General features: G+C 69.9%; 24 protein-coding genes and 1 riboswitch. Of the genes, 13 read left to right on the top strand and 11 right to left on the bottom strand.

What is annotated here, in order from left to right; all coding sequences use genetic code 11:
* Positions 1 to 138: 138 nt before the first annotated feature.
* The 5 genes from OO71_RS13680 (at position 139) to OO71_RS13660 (ending at position 4,084) form a co-directional block, all read left to right on the top strand.
* The gene (locus OO71_RS13680; protein ID WP_281178412.1) at positions 139 to 1,455 is read left to right on the top strand and encodes an MFS transporter; all 1,317 of its coding nucleotides are present in this window, start codon (positions 139 to 141) and stop codon (positions 1,453 to 1,455) included.
* Between the two features lie 129 nt (positions 1,456 to 1,584).
* The gene (locus OO71_RS13675; RefSeq protein ID WP_033290113.1) at positions 1,585 to 2,196 is read left to right on the top strand and encodes a heme-binding beta-barrel domain-containing protein; all 612 of its coding nucleotides are present in this window, start codon (positions 1,585 to 1,587) and stop codon (positions 2,194 to 2,196) included.
* Positions 2,197 to 2,212: 16 nt separating this feature from the next.
* The gene (locus OO71_RS13670) at positions 2,213 to 2,821 is read left to right on the top strand and encodes a 5-oxoprolinase subunit B family protein (RefSeq protein ID WP_033290112.1); all 609 of its coding nucleotides are present in this window, start codon (positions 2,213 to 2,215) and stop codon (positions 2,819 to 2,821) included.
* Positions 2,821 to 3,672 (top strand): 5-oxoprolinase subunit C family protein, encoded by an 852-nt coding sequence (locus OO71_RS13665; RefSeq protein ID WP_033290111.1) that lies wholly within the window; start codon positions 2,821 to 2,823, stop codon positions 3,670 to 3,672. Before OO71_RS13670 ends, OO71_RS13665 begins: the two co-directional genes overlap by 1 nt.
* A gap of 1 nt (position 3,673) precedes the next feature.
* A complete protein-coding gene (locus tag OO71_RS13660) occupies positions 3,674 to 4,084 on the top strand; it encodes a hypothetical protein (RefSeq protein ID WP_033290110.1) in 411 nt (136 codons plus the stop codon).
* On the opposite strand, the gene OO71_RS13655 is transcribed toward OO71_RS13660, so the two are convergent.
* Complete coding sequence (locus OO71_RS13655) at positions 4,066 to 4,911, bottom strand: aminodeoxychorismate lyase (RefSeq protein ID WP_033290109.1); 846 nt, start codon at positions 4,909 to 4,911, stop codon at positions 4,066 to 4,068. The two genes, OO71_RS13660 and OO71_RS13655, sit on opposite strands and share 19 nt — an antisense overlap.
* A gap of 31 nt (positions 4,912 to 4,942) precedes the next feature.
* On the opposite strand from OO71_RS13655, the gene ygfZ reads away from it, so the two are divergent.
* Genes ygfZ through OO71_RS13640 form a run of 3 tightly spaced genes read left to right on the top strand, consistent with a single transcriptional unit; the run spans position 4,943 to position 7,615 of the window.
* Positions 4,943 to 6,064, top strand: a complete 1,122-nt coding sequence (gene ygfZ, locus OO71_RS13650) for a CAF17-like 4Fe-4S cluster assembly/insertion protein YgfZ (RefSeq protein WP_033290108.1) — start codon at positions 4,943 to 4,945, stop codon at positions 6,062 to 6,064.
* A 49-nt stretch (positions 6,065 to 6,113) separates the two neighbouring features.
* On the top strand, positions 6,114 to 6,680 hold the full coding sequence (locus OO71_RS13645; protein WP_033290148.1) for an RsiG family protein: 567 nt from the start codon (positions 6,114 to 6,116) through the stop codon (positions 6,678 to 6,680).
* Positions 6,677 to 7,615, top strand: a complete 939-nt coding sequence (locus tag OO71_RS13640) for an asparaginase (RefSeq protein ID WP_033290107.1) — start codon at positions 6,677 to 6,679, stop codon at positions 7,613 to 7,615. The genes OO71_RS13645 and OO71_RS13640 overlap by 4 nt, the downstream gene beginning before the upstream one ends.
* Here the strand turns inward: OO71_RS13640 and OO71_RS13635 are convergent.
* Positions 7,596 to 8,492 carry a DUF8083 family protein gene (locus OO71_RS13635; protein ID WP_033290106.1) on the bottom strand — a complete coding sequence of 299 codons (897 nt, stop codon included), beginning with the start codon at positions 8,490 to 8,492 and terminating at the stop codon, positions 7,596 to 7,598. The genes OO71_RS13640 and OO71_RS13635 overlap by 20 nt on opposite strands.
* A 207-nt stretch (positions 8,493 to 8,699) precedes the next feature.
* Between OO71_RS13635 and OO71_RS13630 the strand changes: the two genes are divergently transcribed.
* Complete coding sequence (locus tag OO71_RS13630; protein ID WP_033290105.1) at positions 8,700 to 8,882, top strand: DUF3073 domain-containing protein; 183 nt, start codon at positions 8,700 to 8,702, stop codon at positions 8,880 to 8,882.
* A gap of 111 nt (positions 8,883 to 8,993) precedes the next feature.
* Entirely contained in the window at positions 8,994 to 9,854 is an 861-nt protein-coding gene (locus OO71_RS13625; RefSeq protein WP_084144919.1) for a 3-hydroxybutyryl-CoA dehydrogenase, read from the top strand.
* Here the strand turns inward: OO71_RS13625 and OO71_RS13620 are convergent.
* From OO71_RS13620 to OO71_RS13605, 4 genes are read right to left on the bottom strand one after another with little or no spacing between them, the layout of a single operon-like run.
* Complete coding sequence (locus OO71_RS13620) at positions 9,843 to 10,634, bottom strand: ECF transporter S component family protein (protein ID WP_033290104.1); 792 nt, start codon at positions 10,632 to 10,634, stop codon at positions 9,843 to 9,845. The genes OO71_RS13625 and OO71_RS13620 overlap by 12 nt on opposite strands.
* The gene (locus tag OO71_RS13615; protein WP_033290103.1) at positions 10,631 to 12,289 is read right to left on the bottom strand and encodes an ABC transporter ATP-binding protein; all 1,659 of its coding nucleotides are present in this window, start codon (positions 12,287 to 12,289) and stop codon (positions 10,631 to 10,633) included. Before OO71_RS13615 ends, OO71_RS13620 begins: the two co-directional genes overlap by 4 nt.
* Positions 12,286 to 13,359: a CbiQ family ECF transporter T component gene (locus tag OO71_RS13610; protein WP_156096281.1), complete on the bottom strand. Its 1,074-nt coding sequence runs from the start codon at positions 13,357 to 13,359 to the stop codon at positions 12,286 to 12,288. Before OO71_RS13610 ends, OO71_RS13615 begins: the two co-directional genes overlap by 4 nt.
* Positions 13,346 to 13,996 carry a hypothetical protein gene (locus tag OO71_RS13605; protein ID WP_051791517.1) on the bottom strand — a complete coding sequence of 217 codons (651 nt, stop codon included), beginning with the start codon at positions 13,994 to 13,996 and terminating at the stop codon, positions 13,346 to 13,348. The genes OO71_RS13610 and OO71_RS13605 overlap by 14 nt, the downstream gene beginning before the upstream one ends.
* Before the next feature lie 17 nt (positions 13,997 to 14,013).
* Positions 14,014 to 14,152, bottom strand: a riboswitch (cobalamin riboswitch).
* Positions 14,153 to 14,185: 33 nt separating this feature from the next.
* Here OO71_RS13605 and OO71_RS13600 point away from each other — a divergent pair.
* The 3 genes from OO71_RS13600 to OO71_RS13590 all read left to right on the top strand — a co-directional run bounded on the left by OO71_RS13600 (position 14,186) and on the right by OO71_RS13590 (position 16,718).
* Entirely contained in the window at positions 14,186 to 15,079 is an 894-nt protein-coding gene (locus tag OO71_RS13600) for a Gfo/Idh/MocA family protein (protein WP_084144918.1), read from the top strand.
* Positions 15,080 to 15,281: 202 nt separating this feature from the next.
* Complete coding sequence (locus OO71_RS13595) at positions 15,282 to 15,917, top strand: VanZ family protein (protein ID WP_033290102.1); 636 nt, start codon at positions 15,282 to 15,284, stop codon at positions 15,915 to 15,917.
* A 60-nt stretch (positions 15,918 to 15,977) separates the two neighbouring features.
* On the top strand, positions 15,978 to 16,718 hold the full coding sequence (locus OO71_RS13590) for a GNAT family N-acetyltransferase (RefSeq protein WP_033290101.1): 741 nt from the start codon (positions 15,978 to 15,980) through the stop codon (positions 16,716 to 16,718).
* Here OO71_RS13590 and arfB read toward each other — a convergent pair.
* From arfB to OO71_RS13565, 5 genes are all read right to left on the bottom strand, one after another.
* Positions 16,706 to 17,134, bottom strand: a complete 429-nt coding sequence (arfB, locus tag OO71_RS13585) for an alternative ribosome rescue aminoacyl-tRNA hydrolase ArfB (RefSeq protein ID WP_211260514.1) — start codon at positions 17,132 to 17,134, stop codon at positions 16,706 to 16,708. The genes OO71_RS13590 and arfB overlap by 13 nt on opposite strands.
* A gap of 12 nt (positions 17,135 to 17,146) precedes the next feature.
* Positions 17,147 to 18,217, bottom strand: a complete 1,071-nt coding sequence (purM, locus tag OO71_RS13580; protein WP_033290100.1) for a phosphoribosylformylglycinamidine cyclo-ligase — start codon at positions 18,215 to 18,217, stop codon at positions 17,147 to 17,149.
* Between the two features lie 31 nt (positions 18,218 to 18,248).
* Positions 18,249 to 19,793 (bottom strand): amidophosphoribosyltransferase, encoded by a 1,545-nt coding sequence (gene purF / locus OO71_RS13575; protein WP_033290099.1) that lies wholly within the window; start codon positions 19,791 to 19,793, stop codon positions 18,249 to 18,251.
* 579 nt (positions 19,794 to 20,372) lie between these two features.
* On the bottom strand, positions 20,373 to 20,759 hold the full coding sequence (locus OO71_RS13570; protein ID WP_033290098.1) for a hypothetical protein: 387 nt from the start codon (positions 20,757 to 20,759) through the stop codon (positions 20,373 to 20,375).
* Positions 20,746 to 20,985, bottom strand: a complete 240-nt coding sequence (locus OO71_RS13565) for a DUF397 domain-containing protein (RefSeq protein WP_033290097.1) — start codon at positions 20,983 to 20,985, stop codon at positions 20,746 to 20,748. Before OO71_RS13565 ends, OO71_RS13570 begins: the two co-directional genes overlap by 14 nt.
* Between the last annotated feature and the right edge of the window lie 312 nt (positions 20,986 to 21,297).

Genomic DNA, 21,297 nt, shown 5'->3' with positions numbered 1-21,297 from the left:
ACGGTCTGAATGGCTTGTCAAGGCATCTTTCCCGCCTTGACAAGCCATTCAGACCGTCGTGACAATCCAGCTTCGGGGTGCCCCCAACGCAACAGTTCCGCTTGACCTCAACACAACTTGAGCACCCAAGCTCCCCATGTGCCCCAACAGAAACTCCTGGTCACCGCAGTATTCCTGGGCAGCTTCATGGCCCTACTCGACACCAGCGTAGTAAGCCTGGCCCTCCCCACCATCCAGCAAGACCTGCAAACAGATTTCACCGACCTGCAATGGGTCGTAGACAGCTACACAGTTGCACTGGCAGCAGCAATCCTCACCGGCGGCACCCTAGGCGACCGCTACGGCCGCAAACGCATCTACCTCACCGGCCTGACCGCCTTCACCCTCGCCTCCCTCGCCTGCGGCCTGGCCCCCACCCAAGGCCTCCTGATCACCGCCCGCACCGCCCAAGGCGTAGCCGCAGCAACGGTCATCCCAGGCGCCATCGCCCTACTGGCCCACGCCTACCCCGACCCAAGACAACGAGCCAGAATGCTCGGCGGCTGGGGCGCGGTAACCGGCAGCGCCCTGGTAATCGGCCCCCTGATCGGCGGCCCGCTGACCGACACCCTCGGCTGGCCCACGATCTTCCTCGTCAACGTCCCCATCGGCGCGTTCGCGATCTTCGCCGGACACCGCGGCCTCACCGAATCCTCCGACCCCACCCACGGCGCACTGGACCTCCCCGGCCAACTCCTGGCCGCGCTATGGATCGGCTCCTTCACCTACGCCGTAATCGCAGCCAACCCAATCACCGCAGCAATCGGCGTACTGGCACTGGCCGCCTTCATCACCGTGGAACTACGCGCCCAACACCCGATGCTCCCCATCCGCCTCTTCACCAAACCCCGCTTCACCACCGCAATCCTCACGTCATTCGCAATCGGTTTCGCGGCCTACCCACTACCGATCCTGATCGCGATCTACCTGCAGCAAGCACGCGGCGTGACAGCATCAGCAGCAGGCGTCCAAGTGCTCCCGTACGTCCTCTGCAACGCCGTCCTGGCCTTCTTCTCCGGACGACTGGCCGCCCGCTTCACCGCCGACCGCGTACTCCCCGTCGGCACCCTCCTGGCTGGCCTGGGCGGCTTCGCCTTCCTCCTCCTCGACGCCACCAGCCCGTACTGGCTCCTGGCCGTGCCCTTCGCCCTGTCCGGAGTAGGCCTTGGCCTGAGCATCACCCCGACCAACCTCGTCGGCCTGTCCGGCCTCCCCGCCCACCGCACCGGCACCGCGTCCGGCACAGTGAACGCCGCCCGCCAGACCGGCACCGCCCTCGGCATCGCCGCCCTCGGCGCCCTGCTCAACCACGGCACCACGCTGACCACCGGCCTGCAAACCGCCATGACCGTGGCCGGCGCCGCCCTCCTGGTCGTGACCGTTCTCACCGCCACGACCCTGCGCAAAGACGAATGAGGCGCGGCGGACTATTGTCCTCGCTGTGGAGACCTTGTTTACGACGCTGCTGATCCTCGCGGGCGTGGCCACCGTGTGGTTCGCCGCCTACGTCGTCTACCGGCTGTACGCCGACCAGCGCTGAGCAGCATGACGAGTGGCGACGAGGCCATCGCGGCTGCCGAGGAACGCTCGGCGGCCACCCGGCAGCGCAACCTGCCGTGGTGGGACGACCTGCCGATCCCCAACGACACGGCGAACCTGCGCGAGGGCCCGAACCTGAACGACGCGTGCCTCGCGCTGCTGCCGCTCGTCGGCGTGTGGCGCGGCGAGGGCGAGATCGACTACCCGACGATCGACGGGCCGATCAAGTTCGCGCAGCAGCTCACCGTCGCCCACGACGGCCGCCCGTTCCTGTTCCACGAGGCCCGTTCGTGGCTGCTGAACGAGGACGGTTCCGTGCGGCGCCCGGCCGCCCGCGAGAGCGGGTTCTGGCGGCCGCAGGAGGACGACACGCTGGAGCTGCTGCTCACGCACAGCTCCGGCATCGTCGAGCTGTACTACGGCAAGCCGCGTAACCAGACGTCGTGGGAGCTCGGCACCGACGCGGTCATCCGCACTGCGACGGCCAAGGAGGTCACCGGCGCACAGCGGCTGTACGGCCTGGTGAACGGCGACCTCGGCTACGTCGAGGAACGCGCGATGGTGGGCCAGGAAATGCAGCCGCACGTCTCCGCGCTGCTGCGCCGCGTGGTGGGCTGAGGCCCCGGGACACGCCGTGCGCTGGCGGCGATACGGCGAACACGCCGCCCTGCTCGACTGCGACTCGCTCGAGCAGATGAGCGCCGCGCGGGCGACGGTCGAGCAAGCCGCCGTCGAAGGCATCACCGAGGTCGTACCCGGGGCGCGCACGCTGCTGGTGGTCGCCGAACCTGCTTCGCGCGCTCTCGACGCCGTACGCACGCTGCTGGCTGAGGCCGACCTCTCGCACCCACCGTCCGACGAAGCCCGCGAAGTCACCCTCGACGTGCGTTACGACGGCGAAGACCTCGAACTCATCGCGCGCGACGCGAAGTGCAGCGTGGACGACGTCGTCGCACGCCATTCCGGCGCGATCTACACCGTCGCCTTCACCGGCTTCGCGCCCGGATTCGGTTACCTCACCGGACTTCCCGCCGAACTGCAGCAACCGCGACTGGAGTCCCCGCGTACGCGCGTACCGGTCGGCGCGGTCGCCATCGCAGGCGAGTACACCGGCGTGTACCCGCGCGCATCACCCGGCGGATGGCGGCTGCTCGGGCGCACCGAAGCAACGCTGTTCGACGCCTCGGCCGAGCGGCCCGCGCTGTTCGCACCCGGCGTCCGCGTGCGGTTCCGGAGCGTGTGATGCGTGCGCTGGAGATCGTCGCGACTGGTCCCCTCGCGCTGGTACAGGACCTCGGCCGCCCCGGTTACGCACATCTGGGGGTACCACCATCAGGTGCGCTGGACACCGCTGCGCTGCGGCTCGGCAACCGGCTCGTCGGCAACGCCGAGGACGCGGCCGGGATCGAGATCTTGTTGGGCGGTTTGGAAATCCGGGCCACGACGTCGTGCACTGTCGCGGTGACCGGACCACCGGTGCCGGTGTCGGTGGACGGCCGCGAGACCGGCTCGCACGCGCCCCTGCCGCTACACGCAGACCAGCGCCTCACGATCGGCCGACCGGCGACGGGACTGCGCTGCTACCTCGCGGTGTCCGGCGGCATCGCGGTCGACCCGGTGCTGGGCAGCCGTTCGCGGGACGTGCTGTCCGAGCTCGGGCCGGAGCCGCTCACGCCGGGTACGAGGGTCCCCCTCGGTCCGGTGACCGGGGTGCCGTCCGGAGCCGACGTGGTCGTCGCGCCGCCCTGTCCGGCCGAGCTGACGGTGCCGGTCTTGCTCGGCCCGCGCGACGACTGGTTCGCCGACACGGCGGCCGCGCTCGCCGCGCAGTGGACGGTGACCGCCGAATCCAACCGGGTGGGGGTCCGCCTCGACGGGCCGCCGTTACGCCGGTCGGGTACTTCGGAGCTGCCGAGTGAGGGCGTGCTCACCGGGGCGATCCAGGTCCCGCCGAACGGCCTGCCACTGGTTTTCCTCGCCGACCACCCGACCACGGGCGGTTATCCGGTCGTCGCAGTCGTGCGATCGGAGTCACTCGGCGCACTCGCGCAAGCACGCCCCGGAACCTCTGTGCGGTTTCGAACGTCCTTCTGATGTGGAACGGGTAACGATCACCGGCGGCACCGGTTTCCTGGAGCTGAACGCAGGCGGACGGGTGGAGCTGCCGGCGTCGCTGCGCATCGCGCTCGCCACCGGGCAGGTGCGCCGGCCACTCGCGGAAACCTTGCGGGACTTGCTGGCCCTGCTCGTCGACGGGCAGTACCGGCTCAGCGGACCGCAGCGCCTGGAAGACGACGAACTCGTGCCGGCCGGGTCATGGCCTGCCGAGGACGACGCCCGCGTCGCGTATTACCGCACGGCAATCCGGTCCGGGCACCGTCCGGTGGCGGTGGTGCTCGCGGGTGCCCGCCCGTTGCTGCTGGACGGGCATCACAAGATCACCGCATACCGGGCAGAAGGGATCACGCCGTCGGTGGTGGTGATAACTCAGTACTCGGCTTCGTAAGCAGCGGCCAATTCTCCGTGCAGCGCGGTCGAATCGGGCAGTACGGTGCCGTCGAGAGTGTGCACGCGGGTCACCTTGCGCACCGACGACGCAAGGAAAACTCCTTCTCCCCGCAACAGATCCGCCACGCTCAACGGCTCCACCTTCACCGTCCAGCCTGCCTTTTCCGCGCCGCGGAACAGCGCGTACTGCGTAGTACCCGGCAGAATCCCGATCGTGGACGGCGGCGTGTAGAGCGTGCGGTCCTTCGCCAGCACCACGGTCGACGTGGGGCCTTCAAGCACGGAACCGTCGGTAGCGGTGAAGATCACATCTTGCGCGCCACGACGGGCCGCCTCGCGCAAGGCGGCCATGTTCACCGCATATGAAACACTTTTCGCGCCGAGCAGCAGCCACGGCGCGCGCTCGGCGAGCTCGGGTCCGAAACCCCGTTCGAGAGTCACCGCGGAGACGCCGTCGACCCGGGCGCGCAGCACCTTTTCGTCGATCTCCAGCCCGATCGCGAACGCCGTCGGAGTGCCGTCCGGATCACCGTCGACACCCCTCGTGTACACCAGTTTCAGTGCGATTTCGCCGTCGCCCGGCCACGCGCCGAGCACTGCCCGCGCAGCCCGTTCGAAGCCGTCGAGGTCCGGTGCGGGCAGCTCCAGCATCGCCGCCGAACGGGCGAGCCGGTCGAGGTGCGGACGCATCTCCCGGGGCTGCTTCGCGGCCACGAGAATCGTCTCGAACACCCCGTCTCCGCGCAGCAGTCCGAGGTCGTCCACCCGGATGTGGGCGGCTTCGGGGTCGGCCAGTGAACCGTCGAGGAAGGCGAGAACGCGCATGAGTCCACCGTACTCAATTAGGCTGTGACCTATGTCGTACCGCTCGCCGCTGCTCGATGTCCCCCGCGCGGTCGCTCCGCCCGAAAGCCATCCGGAATCCGGAGTTCCGTGGCACTGGGGTGATCCGTTCGCCGAGCAACGCACCGCTGCCCGCGGGGTGGTCGTGATCGACCGCTCGCACCGCGAAATACTGGCCGTCACCGGTGAAGAACGCTTGTCCTGGCTGCATTTGGTGATCTCGCAGCATGTCACCGAGCTCGCCGCGGAAACCGGAACCGAAGCGCTCGTGCTCGACAGCCAAGGTCACGTCGACAGCCACTTCGTGCTCGCGCACACCGGCGAAACCGTGTACCTGGACAGCGATCCGGGCGCGGTCGCCACGAGCGCATTGCCCAAGGGAGGCAAGCAAACGCTGCGCGAGTACCTCGAAGCGATGAAGTTCTGGTCCAAGGTCGAAATTGCCGACGTAACGCAAGAACTAGCCGTGCTGTCGGTGCTCGGCCCGGACACCGACAGTGTGCTCGGCGTCGAACTCGGCGCCGCGCCGTACTCGGTCACCGCGCTGCCCGGCGGCGGCTTTGCGCGCCGGATGCCGTGGCCGACGCGAAACGGCGCCGACGTCGTGGTCCCGCGCGATCAGCTCGGACAGTGGTGGCAGCGGCTCACCGACGCCGGGGCGCGCCCGGCCGGCACCTGGACGTTCGACGCGTTGCGCGTGGAATCGCGGCACGCGCGGCTCGGCGTCGACACCGACGAGCGCACGATCCCGCACGAGGTCGGCTGGATCGGCTCGGCCGCGCACGTCGCGAAGGGCTGTTATCGCGGGCAGGAAACGGTAGCGAAAGTGCACAACGTCGGCCGTCCGCCGCGGTACCTCGCGTTGCTGCACCTCGACGGCTCGCCGGAGATCACGCCGGAGACCGGTGACCCGGTCAAGCTGGGTGAGCGCGTGGTCGGCCGGGTCGGCAGCGTCGTGCAGCACCACGAGCTGGGTCCGATCGCGCTCGCGTTGGTGAAACGGTCGGTGCCGGCGGGCGCGGAACTGCTGGCCGGCGACGAGGACCGGGTGGTACAGGCCACTGTCGACCCGGACTCGGTACCCGGCGAGCACGCCGCGCCCGGCCGGGAGGCCGCGCAACGGCTGCGGGGCTGAAGTGAACTCGACGGTAGCGTCGCGGCGGTTTGTGGAGCAGGATGTGCCCGTGATCGAAGTGCGTCCCGGCGGGCGGCGGCGGATCGACCGCGTCCTCGCCCCGGGATACCTCACCGGACTGGGCGACCTGCCGCTGCCGGTGCTGCGCGAGCGGCGCGACGAGGCCGCGCAGGAGGAGACCGACCTGTCCTACCTGCGCCGGCTCCTGCACGCCCGCATCGACATCGTGCGCGCCGAACAGGAGCGGCGGACCTCGGGCGGGGAGAGCAGCATCGTCGACCGGCTCGCGTCGATCCTCGCCGACAACGCGCTCGGCCCGGCCGCCGGATCGGGACGGCACCAGCAGCTGGAGCCCTCCCGTGCGGGTGAACACCGCAGGCACGCGGAGGCCCTGATCGGCGACACCGGGCTCACCGACGTCGGCTCGCTGTCGGACGGCAAGCTCGGCGCGGCGCTCGACACGTACGCGACCGAAGAGGCGTCGGTGTCCACCTTCCGCCGCCAAGTGCAGGGCGTGATGGATGCGCTCAACGCGGAGATCGCCGCGCGGTACCACAGCGGCGCGGCCACGGTGGACGAACTGCTGGACACCGAGCTGGGACGCACCGAGGAATGACGGCCGACCCCGTGCTGGTCGAGGTCGTCCGGTCCGGCTTCGTGGAGAGCGTGCACCGCGGCGCCCTCGTGGTCACGGCGCCGGACGGGAGCGTGCTGCAGTCGGCGGGCGAGGTCTCGAGCCCGATGTTCCCGAGGTCGTCGAACAAGCCGTTGCAGGCCGTGGGGATGGTCCGCGCCGGGCTGGCGCACGACGGCGCCGACCTGGCCCTGACCTGCGGTTCCCACTCCGGCGAGCCCGGACACGTCGAGCGCGTGTCGGCGATGCTGAGCGCCGCCGGGTTGACGCCCTCGGCGCTGGCCTGTCCGCCGATGTTCCCGCTGCACGAGCCGAGCATGCGGGCGGCCGTGGAGCCGCTGCGGATCACGATGAACTGCTCGGGCAAGCACGCGGGCATGCTCGCCACCTGCGTCGCGGCCGGTTGGCCGACCGACGGCTACGAGGACCCGGCGCATCCGCTGCAACGGGCGATCGCGAAGACCGTCGAAGAGCTCACCGGCGAGCCGATCGCGGCCACCGGGGTCGACGGCTGCGGCGCGCCGCTCTTCGCGTTCTCGCTGACCGGCCTGGCCCGCTCGTTCGGCAAGCTCGTGCAAGCCGACGAAGGTTCACCCGAACGCCTGGTCGCCGACGCCATGCGAGCGCACCCGTGGCTGGTCGCCGGCACCGACCGCGAGGACACCCAGCTCATGGACGGCGTACCCGGGTTGCTGTCGAAAGGTGGCGCGGAAGGCGTGCTGGCCTTCGCCCTCGCTGACGGCACGGCGGCCGCTTTGAAGATCGCCGACGGCAATAACCGCGCCTGCGCACCCCTGGCCGTGGCTGTGCTGGAGCACCTGGGCGCCGACGTGTCCGCGCTCGGCGATCTCGTCCCCCCGGTGTTCGGCGGCGGGCGCGAGGTCGGTCAGCTGCGGGTCAGTTGGAGTGCTCCCTAGCCGCCAGGTCACCCCAGAACTCACGCAGCTGGGAGAACAACTCCGCCAGCTCCTCCACGTTCCCCGACCGCAGCGCGTCGAGGATGTCGTGCACCTCGTCCGCAGTGGAATCGGCATCCAGCAGCGGGTCCGCGAACAACTGCACCAGACCCCCGTAATCGAGCTCGACCACCGAATCCGGGTCGAAACTCTCCAGCCACTGCCGGGTCTGCGCCAGCACCCGGCCGGGACCGGAGTCACCGAAGGTCGACTCGATCAGCTCGCCCGCGTCCTCCGCGCGGCGCACCGCGGCGGACATCGACGTGCGCCACGACGCCTCGCGGGCCGGGTCGTCCGGGCCCGAGCCGAGTACCAGCTTGCGTTCGTCCGGGTCGATCAGCGAGAACCACGGCAGCGGGACGGTCCACGTGGTGGTGAGCGTGTGCGCGGCGGCCGCGGACAAATCGGTCATCGCGGCTTTCGCCCGGGCGCGGGCCCGGTCGGCGTTGACTCCGCCCGCATCGAGGACGACGTTTCGCAGCACCGGGGCGGAGTCGGTGAGGAAGGTGGCCAGCGCCGCGGCCGAGCGGGCACGCAGTTCGAGCGGGCAGACGAACGGCCCGGCCGCCCCGTGCCCGGTGGGTACCTCGGCTGGGTCGAGCACGAGCACGTCGGTGGCGAGACTCGGCGCGGCGCGGCCGTCGCGCAGCTCCGCGGGCAGCAGCCGCGCGGGCGCGCTCGCCTGTGACTTGAGCCACATGCGCTGCTCGCGCTCGCCGATCGCGACCCGGCTCAGGCCGCCCGCGGACACGGCCTCGACCAGGCGTTGCGCGGGCGGATCACCCAGCGCGCGCAGGGGTTCGTACACCCGCAGGTAGGCCACGAAGGGTCGGAGCACCCGAGCATCGTGGCACGCCGACCAGCGCCGATCCGCATCGACGTGCCGGTAACCAGCGTCCGGCGGACACTGTCGCCACGAGCACACCGTGCCACGTCGCATCCAACCCCCGGGACACGGTACGGTGTGAGCAGGAAAGAACTGTCGAGACGATGCGGGGCCGCCGATTCCCCCGGCCGCCCCGCCCCTGTGCGAGGGGGTCGAGCCATGGGGCGCGGCCGGGCTAAGGCCAAGCAGACGAAGGTGGCGCGCGAGCTCAAGTACAGCTCCCACGACACCGACTTCGATGCTTTGCAGCGCGAGCTGTCGAAAAATTCCTCGGACAAGCACGAGGACGACAACCGGTACGAGGACCCGTACGACGACGGGTACGACGAGTACCGTCGTTGAGCGGGTACACGCACGCGAGGGCGGGATCGGGCTTCGGTCCGGGCACGCCCTCGCGCGTTGTGTGCTGCCCATTTCTCGTGCCATGACGGTGCAGGACTAAGGAGTGAACCGGTGAGCGACGTAGCGCGAGTGGGAGTGATCGGGGCCGGGCTGATGGGCTCCGGGATCGCCGAGGTGCACGCCAAGGCCGGCCTGGACGTGCTGGTCACCGAGGTGAACCAGCCCGCCCTCGATGCAGGCAAAGCGCGCATCGAGAAGTCGCTGCAGCGCGGCGTCCGCAACGGCAAGCTGGCCGCCGAGGACGCCGAAGCGGCGCTCGGGCGGGTGCGGTTCACCACCGACCTCGCGGAGTTCGCCGACCGGGACCTCGTCATCGAGGCCATCCTCGAGCAGGAGCAGGCCAAGGTCGACGTCTTCCGCCAGCTGGACAAGATCGTCGAACGCGAGGACGCGCTGTTCGCCTCCAACACGTCGTCGATCCCGATCATGAAGCTCGGCATGGCCACCGGCCGTCCGCAGCAGGTCGTCGGCATCCACTTTTTCAACCCAGTACCGGTGCTGCCGCTGGTCGAGCTGGTCCCGTCGCTGCTCACCAGCGACGACACCGCCCGCCGCGCCGAGGAGCACGCCACCGGGGCGCTGGGCAAGACGGTGATCCGTTCGCAGGACCGCGCGGGGTTCATCGTGAACTCGCTGCTGGTGCCGTACCTGCTGTCGGCGATCCGGATGATCGAATCGGGCTTCGCCTCGGCCGAGGACATCGACCGCGGCATGGAGCTGGGCACCGCGCACCCGATGGGTCCGCTGCGGCTGTCCGACCTGATCGGCCTCGACACCATCAAGGCCATCGCGGACTCGATGTACGCGGAGTTCAAGGAGCCGCTGTACTCGTCGCCGCCGCTGTTGCTGCGCATGGTCGACGCGGGCCTGCTGGGCAAGAAGACCGGGCGCGGGTTCTACTCATACTCGTGAGCCGAATGCGGCGCGCCGGGCGGCGCGCCGCAGCACGGTCAGCACTGCCGGACCCAGCACGAGAATCGCGACGAGGTTCGTCAGCGCGCGTCCGGTGTCCCAGCCGAGCGTGGACGTCAGCACGGTGAACACCAGGAACCGGTGCAGGTTTTCCCCGAGCGAGCCGCCCGGGACGAAGCCCAGCTCGGTCGTCCCGGCCAGGAACGGCCAGGTGAACATGCTCATCGCGAGGCCGTAGAAGTACGCGGCGACCACGCCGTACGCGGCCAGCATCGCGATCTCCCACCGGCCCTTGACCCGGCCGGGCAACAGCCCCGCACCCATCGCGAGCAGCGACGACGCCAGCATCTGGAACGGCAGCCACGGCCCGACCCCGCCGGTGAGCAGCGCGGACGCGAAGAGCGACGTCGAGCCGAGCACGAAGCCGAAACCCGGTCCGAACACGCGTCCGGCCAGCACGAGCAGGAAGAACACCAGCTCGATCCCGCCGGTACCCGCACCGAGCGGCCGTAACGCTGCGTCGACCCCGGCCAGGACGCCCAGCAGAGCCAGCGCTTTCGCGTCGAGCCCGCCGCTGGACAGCTCGGCCAGCACGATGAGGATCAGCACCGGCAGGGTCACCATGAACACGAACGGCGCGTCGGTCGTGTGTGCCGCGGTCCCTGGGCTGCTGCTGAGCAACGGCCAGCAGAACATCGCCAGGCCAGCCACCACAGCGGTCGTCAGGACCAATGCCGTGCGACGCCGGATCCGGACGGCGGGGCCCAGAAAGTCCGTCACGCCAGCGCCTTCGCCACCGCGTCGACCGTCAGCCAGGGCTCTGGCGCGAGGATCTTCGCGACCTGCGGCGCGAAGGCGGGCGAAGCCACGACGACGTCCGCGGTCGGGCCGTCGGCCACCACTTCGCCCTCGGCGAGCACCACCACGCGGTGCGCGGCAGCGGCGACGAACTCGACGTCGTGGGTGGCCAGCAGGACCGCGTGCCCGTCGGCGACAAGGTCGGCCAGGACGGTCGCGAAGTGGCGTTTCCCCGGGTAGTCCAGGCCGCGGGTCGGCTCGTCCAGCAGCACGACCGGCGGTGCGGCGGCCAGTTGCACGGCCAGCACCAGAGCCAGCCGCTGGCCTTCGGACAGGTCACGCGGGTTCGTGTCATCGCCGACGCCGGGGACGAGCCGGTCGAGCAGCGCCCGCGCGGTACCGGCAGGGGCGCCCGATTCGACGTCCGCCTGGCGGCATTCAGCGGCGACCGAATCGAGGTACAGCAGGTCAGCCGGGGTTTGCGGGACCAGCCCGACCCGGGTGTGCGCGGCCCGCGACCGCAGGGTCTTGGGGTCGGCGCCGAGCACGTCGACGGTGCCCTCGGACCGTGGTCCGCTGCCCTGTAAAGCCCACAACAGCGACGACTTCCCCGACCCGTTGCGCCCCATCAACGCAACGACCTCACCCCGGTTCAGCTGCAGGTCAACGCCCCGCACAGCCTGCACGCCGCCGTACCGCACCCGCACTCCACGCGCGTTGAGCACCACCCGCCCAGACCACCCCAATGTGGCATTGGGTGCATCTGACGCACCCAATGTGGCGTTCGGTGCATCTGACGCACCCAATGCCACATTGGGGCGCTTTGCGGCCAGCCGTTCCCGCAGCGGCCGGGCCAGGCGGCGGGCGTCGCGGACCGAGAGGGGCAGCGGTGACCATCCGGCCAAGCGGCCCAGTTCCACGATCGGCGGCGCGACGTCCGTCTCCGCGAACACCTCTGCCGGTTGGCCGGACACCACCGAGCCGTCGCCGGGCAGGTACAGGAGGCGGTCGGCGTACTGCGCCACGCGTTCCATCCGGTGCTCGGCGACGACGACCGTGGTCCCCAAGTCGTGCACCAGGCGCGTGATGGCGGCCAGCACCTCCTCGGCCGCGGTCGGGTCGAGCGCGGACGTCGGCTCGTCGAGCACCAGCACGCTCGGATGCGCCGTCAGCACCGAACCGATCGCGACGCGTTGCTGCTGCCCGCCCGAGAGTGTCCTCAGTGGACGGTCGCGCAGGTCGGCAATCCCCAGCAGGTCCAGCGTTTCCTCGACGCGCTTGCGCATCACGTCCGGCGCGACGGCGAGCTGCTCCATCGCGTAGGCAAGCTCCTCCTCGACGGTGTCGGTGACGAACCCGGCCAGCGGATCCTGCCCGACCACGCCGACGACGGCCGCCAGCTCACGCGGCGGATGCGTGGCGGTGTCGAGCCCGGCGACCTCGACCGACCCGGTGAGCCGTCCGCCGGTGAAGTGCGGGACGAGACCGTTGATGGCGCCGAGCAATGTCGACTTACCGACTCCGGTTCGGCCCGCGACCAGGCACAGTTCGCCTTCCTCCACCACGAGGTCGACATTCCGGAGCACCGGCCGCGAAGAACCGTCGTAGGTGACGCTGACCTGCGAGAACTCGATCATCGGGCGACCACCAGAGCCGGGCGCGGCGCAAACCACGCGGGCAGTAGGGCGACGAGGACCGCGGCGGTCGGCAGCAACGGCAGCTCGGGCCAGGTCGGCGGGCTCGCCGGGGTGACGAGCGAAACCGGGTCCGCCACGAGCACCAGCACCGCCGTCGCGACCCCGCACAGCGCGACCAGGGTTTCCGGCAGCCGCCACGGGTCGGGCCGATATGTCGTCCGCCGGATTTGCCTGCCGCCCACCACAAACCCGGCCCCGGCGAGCACCAGACCGGCCACGAGCATCGGCACGCCGAGCCACGACGCGGACCCGTCGAGCACGCCGTACACCCCGACCGCGACACCGACCAGCCCAGCCAGCACGCAGGTCGCGATCAGCACGCGGACGCGCGGCGAGAGGTACCCGCGCCGTCCGTAACCGCGGGAGTCCATGGCCGCCGCGAGCTGCAGCGACCGGTCCATGGCGTCGGCCAGCACCGGCACGAAAATCCCCTTCACGAAGCGCAGGCCACGGGTCCGTCCGGCACGCAGCCGGCGAGCGCGGCGCACCCGCTGCACGCTCTCGACCAGCTGCGGCGCCACGGACAACGCGACGGTGACCGCCGTCCCCACCTCATACAGCGCCCCGGGAACCGCCTTGAGCAGGCGTTTCGGGTTCGCCAGCGCGTTCGCGGCGCCGACGCAGAGCACGATCGTGGCGAGCCGGAGCCCGTCGTAGAAGCCGCCGAGCAGCTCCTCGGCCGACGTCGAACCGAGCAGCTCGATCCCGGCGGCCGCACTCGGCAACGGGATGGACGGCAGCGTGAACAGGATGTGCCCGCCGTCCTCACCGCCGATCAGGATCCGGAACAGCACGCGGGACACGAGAATCGCGGCCGCGACGAACGCGTACATCCGGAACGCCACCGCCCACGGCGCGTCCCCGCGACGGAGCACCACGACGAACCCGGCCACCGCGATCACCAACGCGAGCAGCAACGGGTTCGTGGTCCGGCTCGCGGCGACGGCGAGCGCGAGCGCCCACACCCACCACGCGCCGGGATGCAGCGCCCGCTCGTTACTGCGCACCACGCCGGCGCCGCACCGCGACGACCGTCCCGGCCAGCGCGATCAGCACGACGACCACGATGCCGATCACGAGACCCCACTGGAAGCTGCTGCCCGTGCTGGAAGCCGGCGCCTCGGCGGGTGCAACGGCCTTGCGGACCGGTTCGGTACGCGGCGGCGGGTATTCGGTGTAGGACTTGCCGATCGCGAACGACCAGCCCTCGAACGCTCCGGCAGGCGGCTTCCAGCTCTGCGCGCCGACCTGCGCGGTCGCCCACTTCCCGCCGTTGGTGGCGGTCCAGAAACTCCACGACGCGGTTTCCGGCGGCATGCCGGTGCAGGTCTGGTCGGCCGGTTTGCCCTCGATCTTGCACATCACGCCGAGTCCGTACTTGCCCGCGCCGGCGAGCTCCAGCCCGGCGTTCTGCAGGGCGGTGACGCCGTTTTCCTGCGGCCCGGGGGCACAGCGGATGAGGGTTTCGCCGCCGAGACCCTGGAAATCGACGATCACGGTGACGCCGTTGTCGTCCTGGCAGTAACCCGCGGTGCCCTTGCCGGGCACGGTTGCGGAGGCGGGCGCCGCCCCGCCGAGACCGGTGGTGAGAAGAAGGGCGCAACCGGCGAGAACTCTCCCCCAGTGGCGCACGTGCACGAACCGCATGTCGGATGAACCTCGCATCGATGGGACCACGACGGGCGATCCGGCTCACGGCCCCGAGGGGCCGCTCACGGTTGCGGGCCAGCGCCGGATTTTCACCGGCTTCCCCCGATCGTGGCGTAGAACCTGTCGACGTTAACCCACCGCAGGCACCCGCCGGAAGCGACGGGGGCCACACCTACACTTCCGGGCGTGGGAGTGGACCAGTTGCGCGTCGGCCTCGTCGGAACCGGACCGTGGGCGACCACCGTGCACGCGCCCGGGCTCGCCGACCATCCGGGCACGGCGCTCACTGCCGTGTGGAGCCGCCGTCCGGAGGCCGCGCAATCGCTGGCGCAGGCGTACGACGCGGTGCCCACAGACGACCTCGACGAGCTGTTCTCGCAGGTAGACGCGCTGGCGTTCGCCGTACCGCCGTCGGTGCAGGCGGAGATCGCGACCCGCGCGGCGGAGGCGGGCAAACACCTGATCCTGGAGAAGCCCGTCGCCGCGGACCTGGCTGGAGCCGAACGGCTCGCCGACGCGGTGACGAAGGCCGGGGTCGCCTCGCTCGTGATGCTCACGCTGCGGTTTTCCCAGCAGACCCGCGACTGGCTGGACGGCGTCACGCGCGCCGGTGCCTGGCGCGGCGGCGGCGCGCGCTGGCTGTCCGGCGCGCTGCTCGGCGGCCGGTACGCGACGTCGGCGTGGCGGCAAGACCCGGCCGGTGGCGCGCTCGCCGACATCGGCCCGCACGCGTTCGACCTGCTCGACGCAGCGCTCGGGCCGATCACCGACGTCCTCGCCGCCCGCCGCAGCGCCGACGATCTGTGGCAGCTGATGCTCGAACACGAAGGCGGCGTCACGAGCACGGCGGCGCTGTCGCTGCGGCTGCCGGTGCAGCCGACGGTCGTCGAGTTCTCGGTGTACGGCGACCACGGTTTCCGCACGCTGGGCCGCACTGGCACGGCGAACGACGCGTACACCGCGCTGCTGGACGATTTCGCCGCGATGGTGTCGTGCGGTACCACCACACATCCGTGCGATGTCCGCCGTGGCGTGCACCTCGCGTGGGTGGTCGACCGGGCTCGCGCCGTCGCTCGATGAGCTGATCGTTTTCGTCCCTGGACAAGGGTTTTCGCGGTCCCGAAAACTCCATTGTGGACTATCTCGGCTCGGTGCAGCACAGGATTCCGTTTCGCGCCACTGGAAAGATCACCGGTTAGGGCGGGTGGCTGAAGGTGCCGGGCGCATCCCGTGATGCGAAGGTGATCTTGCGAGGGGGTCGGGGTTTCGAGAAAGGAAGCGCATGGGTGCCCTGCTGCGCGCTTTCTGGGGAATCGTTCCGGTCGCGGTCATCGTGGTTTCACAAGCGGTGTGCTGCTGGCCGATGCTCGCCACCCGGCGCCGCCGAAGAGGGACGGACCACGCGGTGCCGACCTCTGGGGTGGACATCGCGCTGGTCGTCCTCGGCGTGCTGGTGCTGCTCGTGGTGACCATGCCCGTCGGCACCGAGAACACGAGCACCCTCGACCTGACGCCGGGCGCCGACCTGGCCGACGCCTTCGCGGACGGTTCGTGGTGGCAGGTGATCGGCAACCTGCTCCTGCTGCTGCCACTTGGCGCGCTGCTGCCGCTGAGAGTCCGCCGGCTGCGCTCCTCCGCCCGCATCGCGATCGCGGCGCTGGCGGTGTCGGTGCTGGTGGAGACCGTGCAGTACGTGATCCACGCCGGTCGCGTCACCTCGACGGACGACGTCCTGCTCAACACCCTTGGCGCCACGATCGGAGCGGCCTTGACGAGACCGTGGTGGCGCATCTTCGACCACCGCCCGGTACCCCGGATCCCCCAGCAGATCCGGCGGGTGTGCGAGGCGCCGGTGCAGTTGCATCGCGCGCCCCAGACCGAGCGTTATGCGCGGCTGAGCCATCCGGATCGCCGGTAAACCCGGTTGCGGGCGATGACAGGATGAAGGTGGTTTTCCGCTCGAAAGGCTTTCCCGGAAATGTCCACCCTTCAGGCATACGTTCGCGCAACCGCACCGAATGGTCGTGATTCCGAGCGGATCGGCCCTTTTCTCGCCACTTTCGCGCGGGACACCGGCCATCCGATGCTCAATTACGCCATTCCCGACGACGGCGCCACGCCGTCACCCACCGACATCGCCGACCTGACCGCGGCCTACCGGAGACGCGATCTCCTGCCGCGGCTGGAGTTCTTCACCGAGGCGGCCCCGGCCGTCGAAACCGCGCTCACCGCGCAGGGGTACGTGCTCGAACGGCGCGTGCCGGTGATGACCTGCACCCCGGCCGAGCGGGTCGACCGGCTGGCGCCCGATGGGGTCCGGCTGCGCGAACCCGGCTCCGACCACGACCTCCGCCGCCTGTGGGCGGCCCAGAACGTCGCGTTCGGGGAGCCGCCGGAGGTTTCCGATGCAGAGATCGAGCACAGCCGCGGTTATCTCAGTGTGCTCGCGGAAATCGGTGACCAGATCGTCGGCGGTGGGTCAGCGCTGGAGATCGTCGGCGGGGTCAGCGAAGTGGCCGGAATCGCCGTGACTGCCGAGTATCGCGGCCGGGGCATTGCGGCGGCGATCACCGCGCGGATCACCCGTCTCGCGCACGAACGAGGTGCCGACACGGCTTTCCTGACCCCAGGTGACGAGGGCATCGGCACGGTGTATCGCCGCGTCGGATATCGCACTGCGGGTGAGTGCGTACACCTTTCGCTGCCTCAGTCGTCGTAACGCCCGCCGCGGCCGCGCTTCACGTCACCACGGCGCTTTTTCGCTGCCAGGCGGCGTTCCTTCGACCCGCGAGACGGCTTGGTGGGACGCCGTTTGGCCGGGGGCGGCGAGGACGCCTTCAGCAGCAGGTCGGCGAGCCGCTCCCGGGCGGCGTCACGGTTCATCAACTGTGAGCGGTGCTCGCTGGCGGCGATCGTGAGGACTCCGTCGACCAGCCGGTTACCCAGCCGCGTCGTGATGCGTTCCTTCAGCGCGGGCGGGATTGCCGCGGAACCCGCGACGTCGAACGACAGCTCGACGCGCGAGTCTGTGGTGTTCACGCCTTGTCCGCCCGGCCCAGAGGACCGGGAGAAGCGCTCCCGCAGTTCGGCGCCCGGGATCACGAACCGGGCGCCGACCGTCAAGTCCTCCGCCATGTCTCAGCGGGGTCAGAACCGCGGATGGTCTCCGGAGAGCACCGCGCGCGGGCCGTCCGGGTCGTCCGCGGGCTGCACGTCGCCGAGAATCCAGGACGGCACGTGCCGGGCGGTGAGCACCGCGAGCGCGCGGTCGACGTCGTCGGCCGACACGATCGCGACCATCCCGACGCCCATGTTGAACGTCTTCTCCAGCTCCGCCCGTTCGACCTTGCCGCGCTGCCCGATCAGGGCGAACACCGACGCCGGGGTCCACGTGCCGCGTTCCAGCCGGGCGACGAGGCCGCGCGGCATCACGCGCGCGAGGTTGGCTTCGAGGCCGCCGCCGGTGATGTGCGCGAACGTGCGCACCTCGGTTTCGGCGACGAGCGCGAGGCAGTCCTTGGCGTAGATCTTGGTGGGTTCGAGCATCTCCTCGCCGAGAGTGCGGCCGAACTCCTCGACGTGCCCGTGCAGCGGCATCCGCGCGATGTCCAGCAGCACGTGCCGGGCGAGCGAGTAGCCGTTGGAGTGCAGGCCGGACGAGCCCATGGCCAGTACGACGTCGCCAGGCCGCACCTTCTCCGGCGACAGCAGCGCGGACGCCTCGACCACGCCGACCCCGGTGGCCGACAGGTCGTAGTCGTGTTCGCCCATGAGGCCCGGGTGCTCGGCCGTCTCGCCGCCGAGCAGCGCGCAACCGGCTTGTACACAGCCCTCGGCAATGCCGCCGACCAGCGCCGCGATCTTCTCCGGCACCACCTTGCCGACGGCGATGTAGTCCTGCAGGAAGAGCGGCTCGGCGCCGGTGACGACCAGGTCGTCGACGACCATCGCGACCAGGTCGATGCCCACCGTGTCGTGCTTGTCGAGCGCCTGCGCGACCGCGATCTTGGTGCCGACACCGTCGGTGGACGACGCGAGCACCGGCTCTTTCCACTTGTCGAGCTTGAGCGAGAAGAGCCCGGCGAAGCCGCCGACCCCGCCGCGCACCTCGGGCCTGGTCGCCCGCTCGGCGTGTGGCTTGAGCAGCTCGACGGCCTGGTCACCGGCGTCGATGCTGACCCCGGCGGCTGCGTACGTGGCGCTCGTGGACTCGCTCACGGAAGCGGACTCCCTACTGGACATGCTCTGGTCACGGACGCCGGACGGCGTCCTCGGCACCGTACCCGGCCGCGCTGACCGGAGTCGCCGCGCCACCGGCCGCGTCCATGCTTTCCAGCAGGTGCTTGCCGATGAGGGCGTCCTCGGGCAATGGGATCGGGTACTCGCCCGAGAAACAGGCGGTGCACAGCCGCGAACGGGGTTGTTCGGAGGCCGCGACCAGGCCGTCGAGCGAAATGTAGCCGAGCGAATCGGCCCCGATGGAACGACGGATTCCGTCGAGGTCGACGCCATTGGCCACGAGTTCCGCACGCGAGGCGAAGTCGATGCCGTAGAAACACGGCCAGCGGACGGGCGGCGACGCAATCCGCACGTGTACCTCGAGCGCCCCGGCCTCGCGCAGCATCCGGACGAGCGCGCGCTGCGTGTTGCCGCGCACGATCGAATCGTCGACCACCACGAGGCGCTTGCCGCGGATCACGTCGCGCAACGGGTTGAGCTTGAGCCGGATGCCGAGCTGGCGGATCGTCTGCGACGGCTGGATGAACGTGCGTCCGACGTAGGCGTTCTTGACCAGGCCGGTGCCGTACGGGATGCCCGAGCCCTGCGCGTACCCGATCGCGGCGGGGGTGCCGGATTCCGGGACGGGCATCACGAGGTCGGCGTCGGCCGGATGCTCGGTGGCGAGGCGACGGCCGATCTCGACGCGCGTGGCGTGCACGCTGCGCCCGGCGATGGTGGTGTCCGGACGAGCCAGGTAGACGTACTCGAAGATGCAGCCCTTGGGGTCGGGGTTGGCGAACCGCGAGGAGCGCAGGCCCGCGGCGTCGATGGCGATCAGCTCGCCCGGCTCGACCTCGCGCACGAACGACGCACCACAGATGTCGAGCGCGGCCGTTTCGCTCGCCACGACCCAGCCGCGTTCGAGCCGGCCGAGCACGAGCGGGTGCACGCCATGCGGGTCGCGGGCGGCGTACAGGGTGTTCTCGTCGGAGAAGACGAGGCAGAACGCGCCTTTGAGGGTGGGCAGCAGCTCCATCGCGGCGGCCTCGATGCCCTTGTCTGCGGCATTGGCGGCGAGCAGGCCACAGACGAGGTCGGAGTCGCTGGAGGAGCCGGTGAGCCCCGAGTGCGGCTTGAGCCCGGCGGCCACCGTACGGTCGCGCAGCTCGGCGGTGTTGACGAGGTTTCCGTTGTGCGCGAAGGAAAGCCCGCTGCCGGTGGCGGTGGTGCGGAAGATCGGCTGGGCGTTCTCCCAGATCGTGGCGCCGGTGGTGGAGTACCGGCAGTGCCCGACGGCGATGTGCCCCTGCAGCGACTGCAGGACCTGCTCGTCGAACACCTGGCTCACGAGGCCGAGGTCTTTGAAGACGACGATCTGGGCGCCGTCGGAGACGGAGATGCCTGCCGCCTCCTGCCCGCGGTGCTGGAGGGCGTAGAGGCCGTAGTAGGTGAGCTTGGCGACTTCTTCCCCGGGAGCCCAGACGCCGAAGACGCCACACTCCTCGCGGGGTTCTGGGTCTGGTTCTCGTTCCAGGTCGGGCTGATCTGTGCTGGCGGAGGGGTCGGAAACCACCGAGGAGCTCCCAGGGGAGATGTGGGGCGGGCTGGTTTCAGTGTAAGGGGTGGGGGTGGGGGAAAGCCGGTTTCGGACGTGGTTCTGACCACTACGGGGGAGGGTTTCAGGAGAGCGGTGCTCTTGTTGTGGATCATGCGTGCTGGGGGGGGTGCTTCGGGGAACTGTTGCGTGGGGCACCCCGAAGCCGGAATTGTGACTACGGCCTGGGGTTGCTTGTCAAGGCGGGAAAGATGCCTTGACAAGCAACCCCAGACCGTGTTTTTGGCTTCGTATCGGGGTGCAGGGCCGGGTCTGGGCTGCTGGGTCTCGTGGGGTGCGGGGGCTGCGGTTGGGTGCCTGGGCCCGGTGGGTGCGCCGGGTGCGGCTTCGGTGGGTGGTGCCGGGAAGTCCGTGAAGGGAACCTTCACGGAATGTGGGGCTGTGAAGGGAACCTTGAGGGAATCTGATTCCGTGAAGGTGGCCTTCACGGAACTGTGCGTGCGGGGTGGGCATGAGCCAGGCCCCGTACGAAGTGGATTGGGCCAGTTCGTACGGGGCCTGAAATCAGGGGGAGACGCGAGCGCGAGGGGGCTGAGGTCAGCGGGCGGCGAGCCATTTCGAGCGGCCGCCGCGGCCGGGGACCCAGCAGCCGTTTGCGGTGGTGTCCGCGGGGTGGTGCTCGTCGGGGAGGGACAGTACTTCGTCCAGTACCTCGCCTGCTTCGCCGCGGGAGCGCCACAGCCACGTCACCGGCTCGAAGATGTTCTCTTCGCCGCCGGGGAGGCGGGTGGCCTCTACATCGTCTTCGGCGTTCAGGCGGACGACGTCCACTACGTCGTCGTGGACTCGTACTCCGACCACGGCCTGCACTTCGCCGCGCTCGTTCGTCGGGTGGACGAACTGGTAGCCGCGGGCGATCAGTTGCTGCAGGCCGTGCTCGATGTCGAAGCCAGGTTCGGCGATGTCCGTGTCAGCCGAGGACATCGTCGAATTCGCCGTCCTTCGCGCCGGCGAGGAACGCGGCCATCTCCGCACGCGTGTAGACGAGCGCCGGGCCCTGCGGGAAACGGGAGTTCCGCATGGCGATCTCGCCAGAAGCAAGCGGGGCGACCTCCACACAGTTGCCCACCGCGCCGCTGTAGCTCGCTTTACGCCACTGCGCGCCGGTCAGACGGTCGGCCGGAATGCCGTTCTCGAACCGCTCAGCCATGATGCCCACCTTCCGGAAAGGACGAGGGGAAGCTCAGGAATCTGCATGTGCATCTGCCTGTGACTCCGACGCTAGCACGCGCGCATGCAGCGGTAAATGCACGTGCAGAAGTTTCTGCAAATTTCTCACTGCGTAACGACATGGTTCAGTAGAAGTTCCCCAGTCAGGTGATTCGAGCACTACCCAAAAGGGGTAATTACTACACTACGTGATCGCAGCCCGGTCTGGCGAGTGCGGAGAGCGAAATGTTTCCTTCAGTCGACCGCAGCGGGTGAGTAACGGGCACTCAGGGTGATGTCCGATTCGACGGCG

This window comes from Amycolatopsis jejuensis (assembly GCF_000717335.1).
GTDB classification, from domain to species: Bacteria; Actinomycetota; Actinomycetes; order Mycobacteriales; family Pseudonocardiaceae; genus Amycolatopsis; species Amycolatopsis jejuensis.
The sequence above is the reverse complement of the archived record's forward strand: the minus strand, read 5'-3'. Positions and strand labels throughout refer to the sequence as shown.

What these genes read in the sequence shown, in the direction of transcription:
- OO71_RS13640 (WP_033290107.1), top strand. Translation starts at nt 6,677, where the DNA reads ATGACGGCCGACCCCGTGCTGGTCGAGGTCGTCCGGTCCGGCTTCGTG.
- OO71_RS13590 (WP_033290101.1), top strand. Translation starts at nt 15,978, where the DNA reads ATGTCCACCCTTCAGGCATACGTTCGCGCAACCGCACCGAATGGTCGT.
- OO71_RS13615 (WP_033290103.1), bottom strand. Translation starts at nt 12,289, where the DNA reads ATGATCGAGTTCTCGCAGGTCAGCGTCACCTACGACGGTTCTTCGCGG.
- OO71_RS13570 (WP_033290098.1), bottom strand. Translation starts at nt 20,759, where the DNA reads ATGTCCTCGGCTGACACGGACATCGCCGAACCTGGCTTCGACATCGAG.
- OO71_RS13565 (WP_033290097.1), bottom strand. Translation starts at nt 20,985, where the DNA reads ATGGCTGAGCGGTTCGAGAACGGCATTCCGGCCGACCGTCTGACCGGC.
- OO71_RS13630 (WP_033290105.1), top strand. Translation starts at nt 8,700, where the DNA reads ATGGGGCGCGGCCGGGCTAAGGCCAAGCAGACGAAGGTGGCGCGCGAG.
- OO71_RS13675 (WP_033290113.1), top strand. Translation starts at nt 1,585, where the DNA reads ATGACGAGTGGCGACGAGGCCATCGCGGCTGCCGAGGAACGCTCGGCG.
- OO71_RS13665 (WP_033290111.1), top strand. Translation starts at nt 2,821, where the DNA reads ATGCGTGCGCTGGAGATCGTCGCGACTGGTCCCCTCGCGCTGGTACAG.
- OO71_RS13595 (WP_033290102.1), top strand. Translation starts at nt 15,282, where the DNA reads ATGGGTGCCCTGCTGCGCGCTTTCTGGGGAATCGTTCCGGTCGCGGTC.
- OO71_RS13655 (WP_033290109.1), bottom strand. Translation starts at nt 4,911, where the DNA reads ATGCGCGTTCTCGCCTTCCTCGACGGTTCACTGGCCGACCCCGAAGCC.
- arfB (WP_211260514.1), bottom strand. Translation starts at nt 17,134, where the DNA reads ATGGCGGAGGACTTGACGGTCGGCGCCCGGTTCGTGATCCCGGGCGCC.
- ygfZ (WP_033290108.1), top strand. Translation starts at nt 4,943, where the DNA reads ATGTCGTACCGCTCGCCGCTGCTCGATGTCCCCCGCGCGGTCGCTCCG.
- OO71_RS13605 (WP_051791517.1), bottom strand. Translation starts at nt 13,996, where the DNA reads ATGCGGTTCGTGCACGTGCGCCACTGGGGGAGAGTTCTCGCCGGTTGC.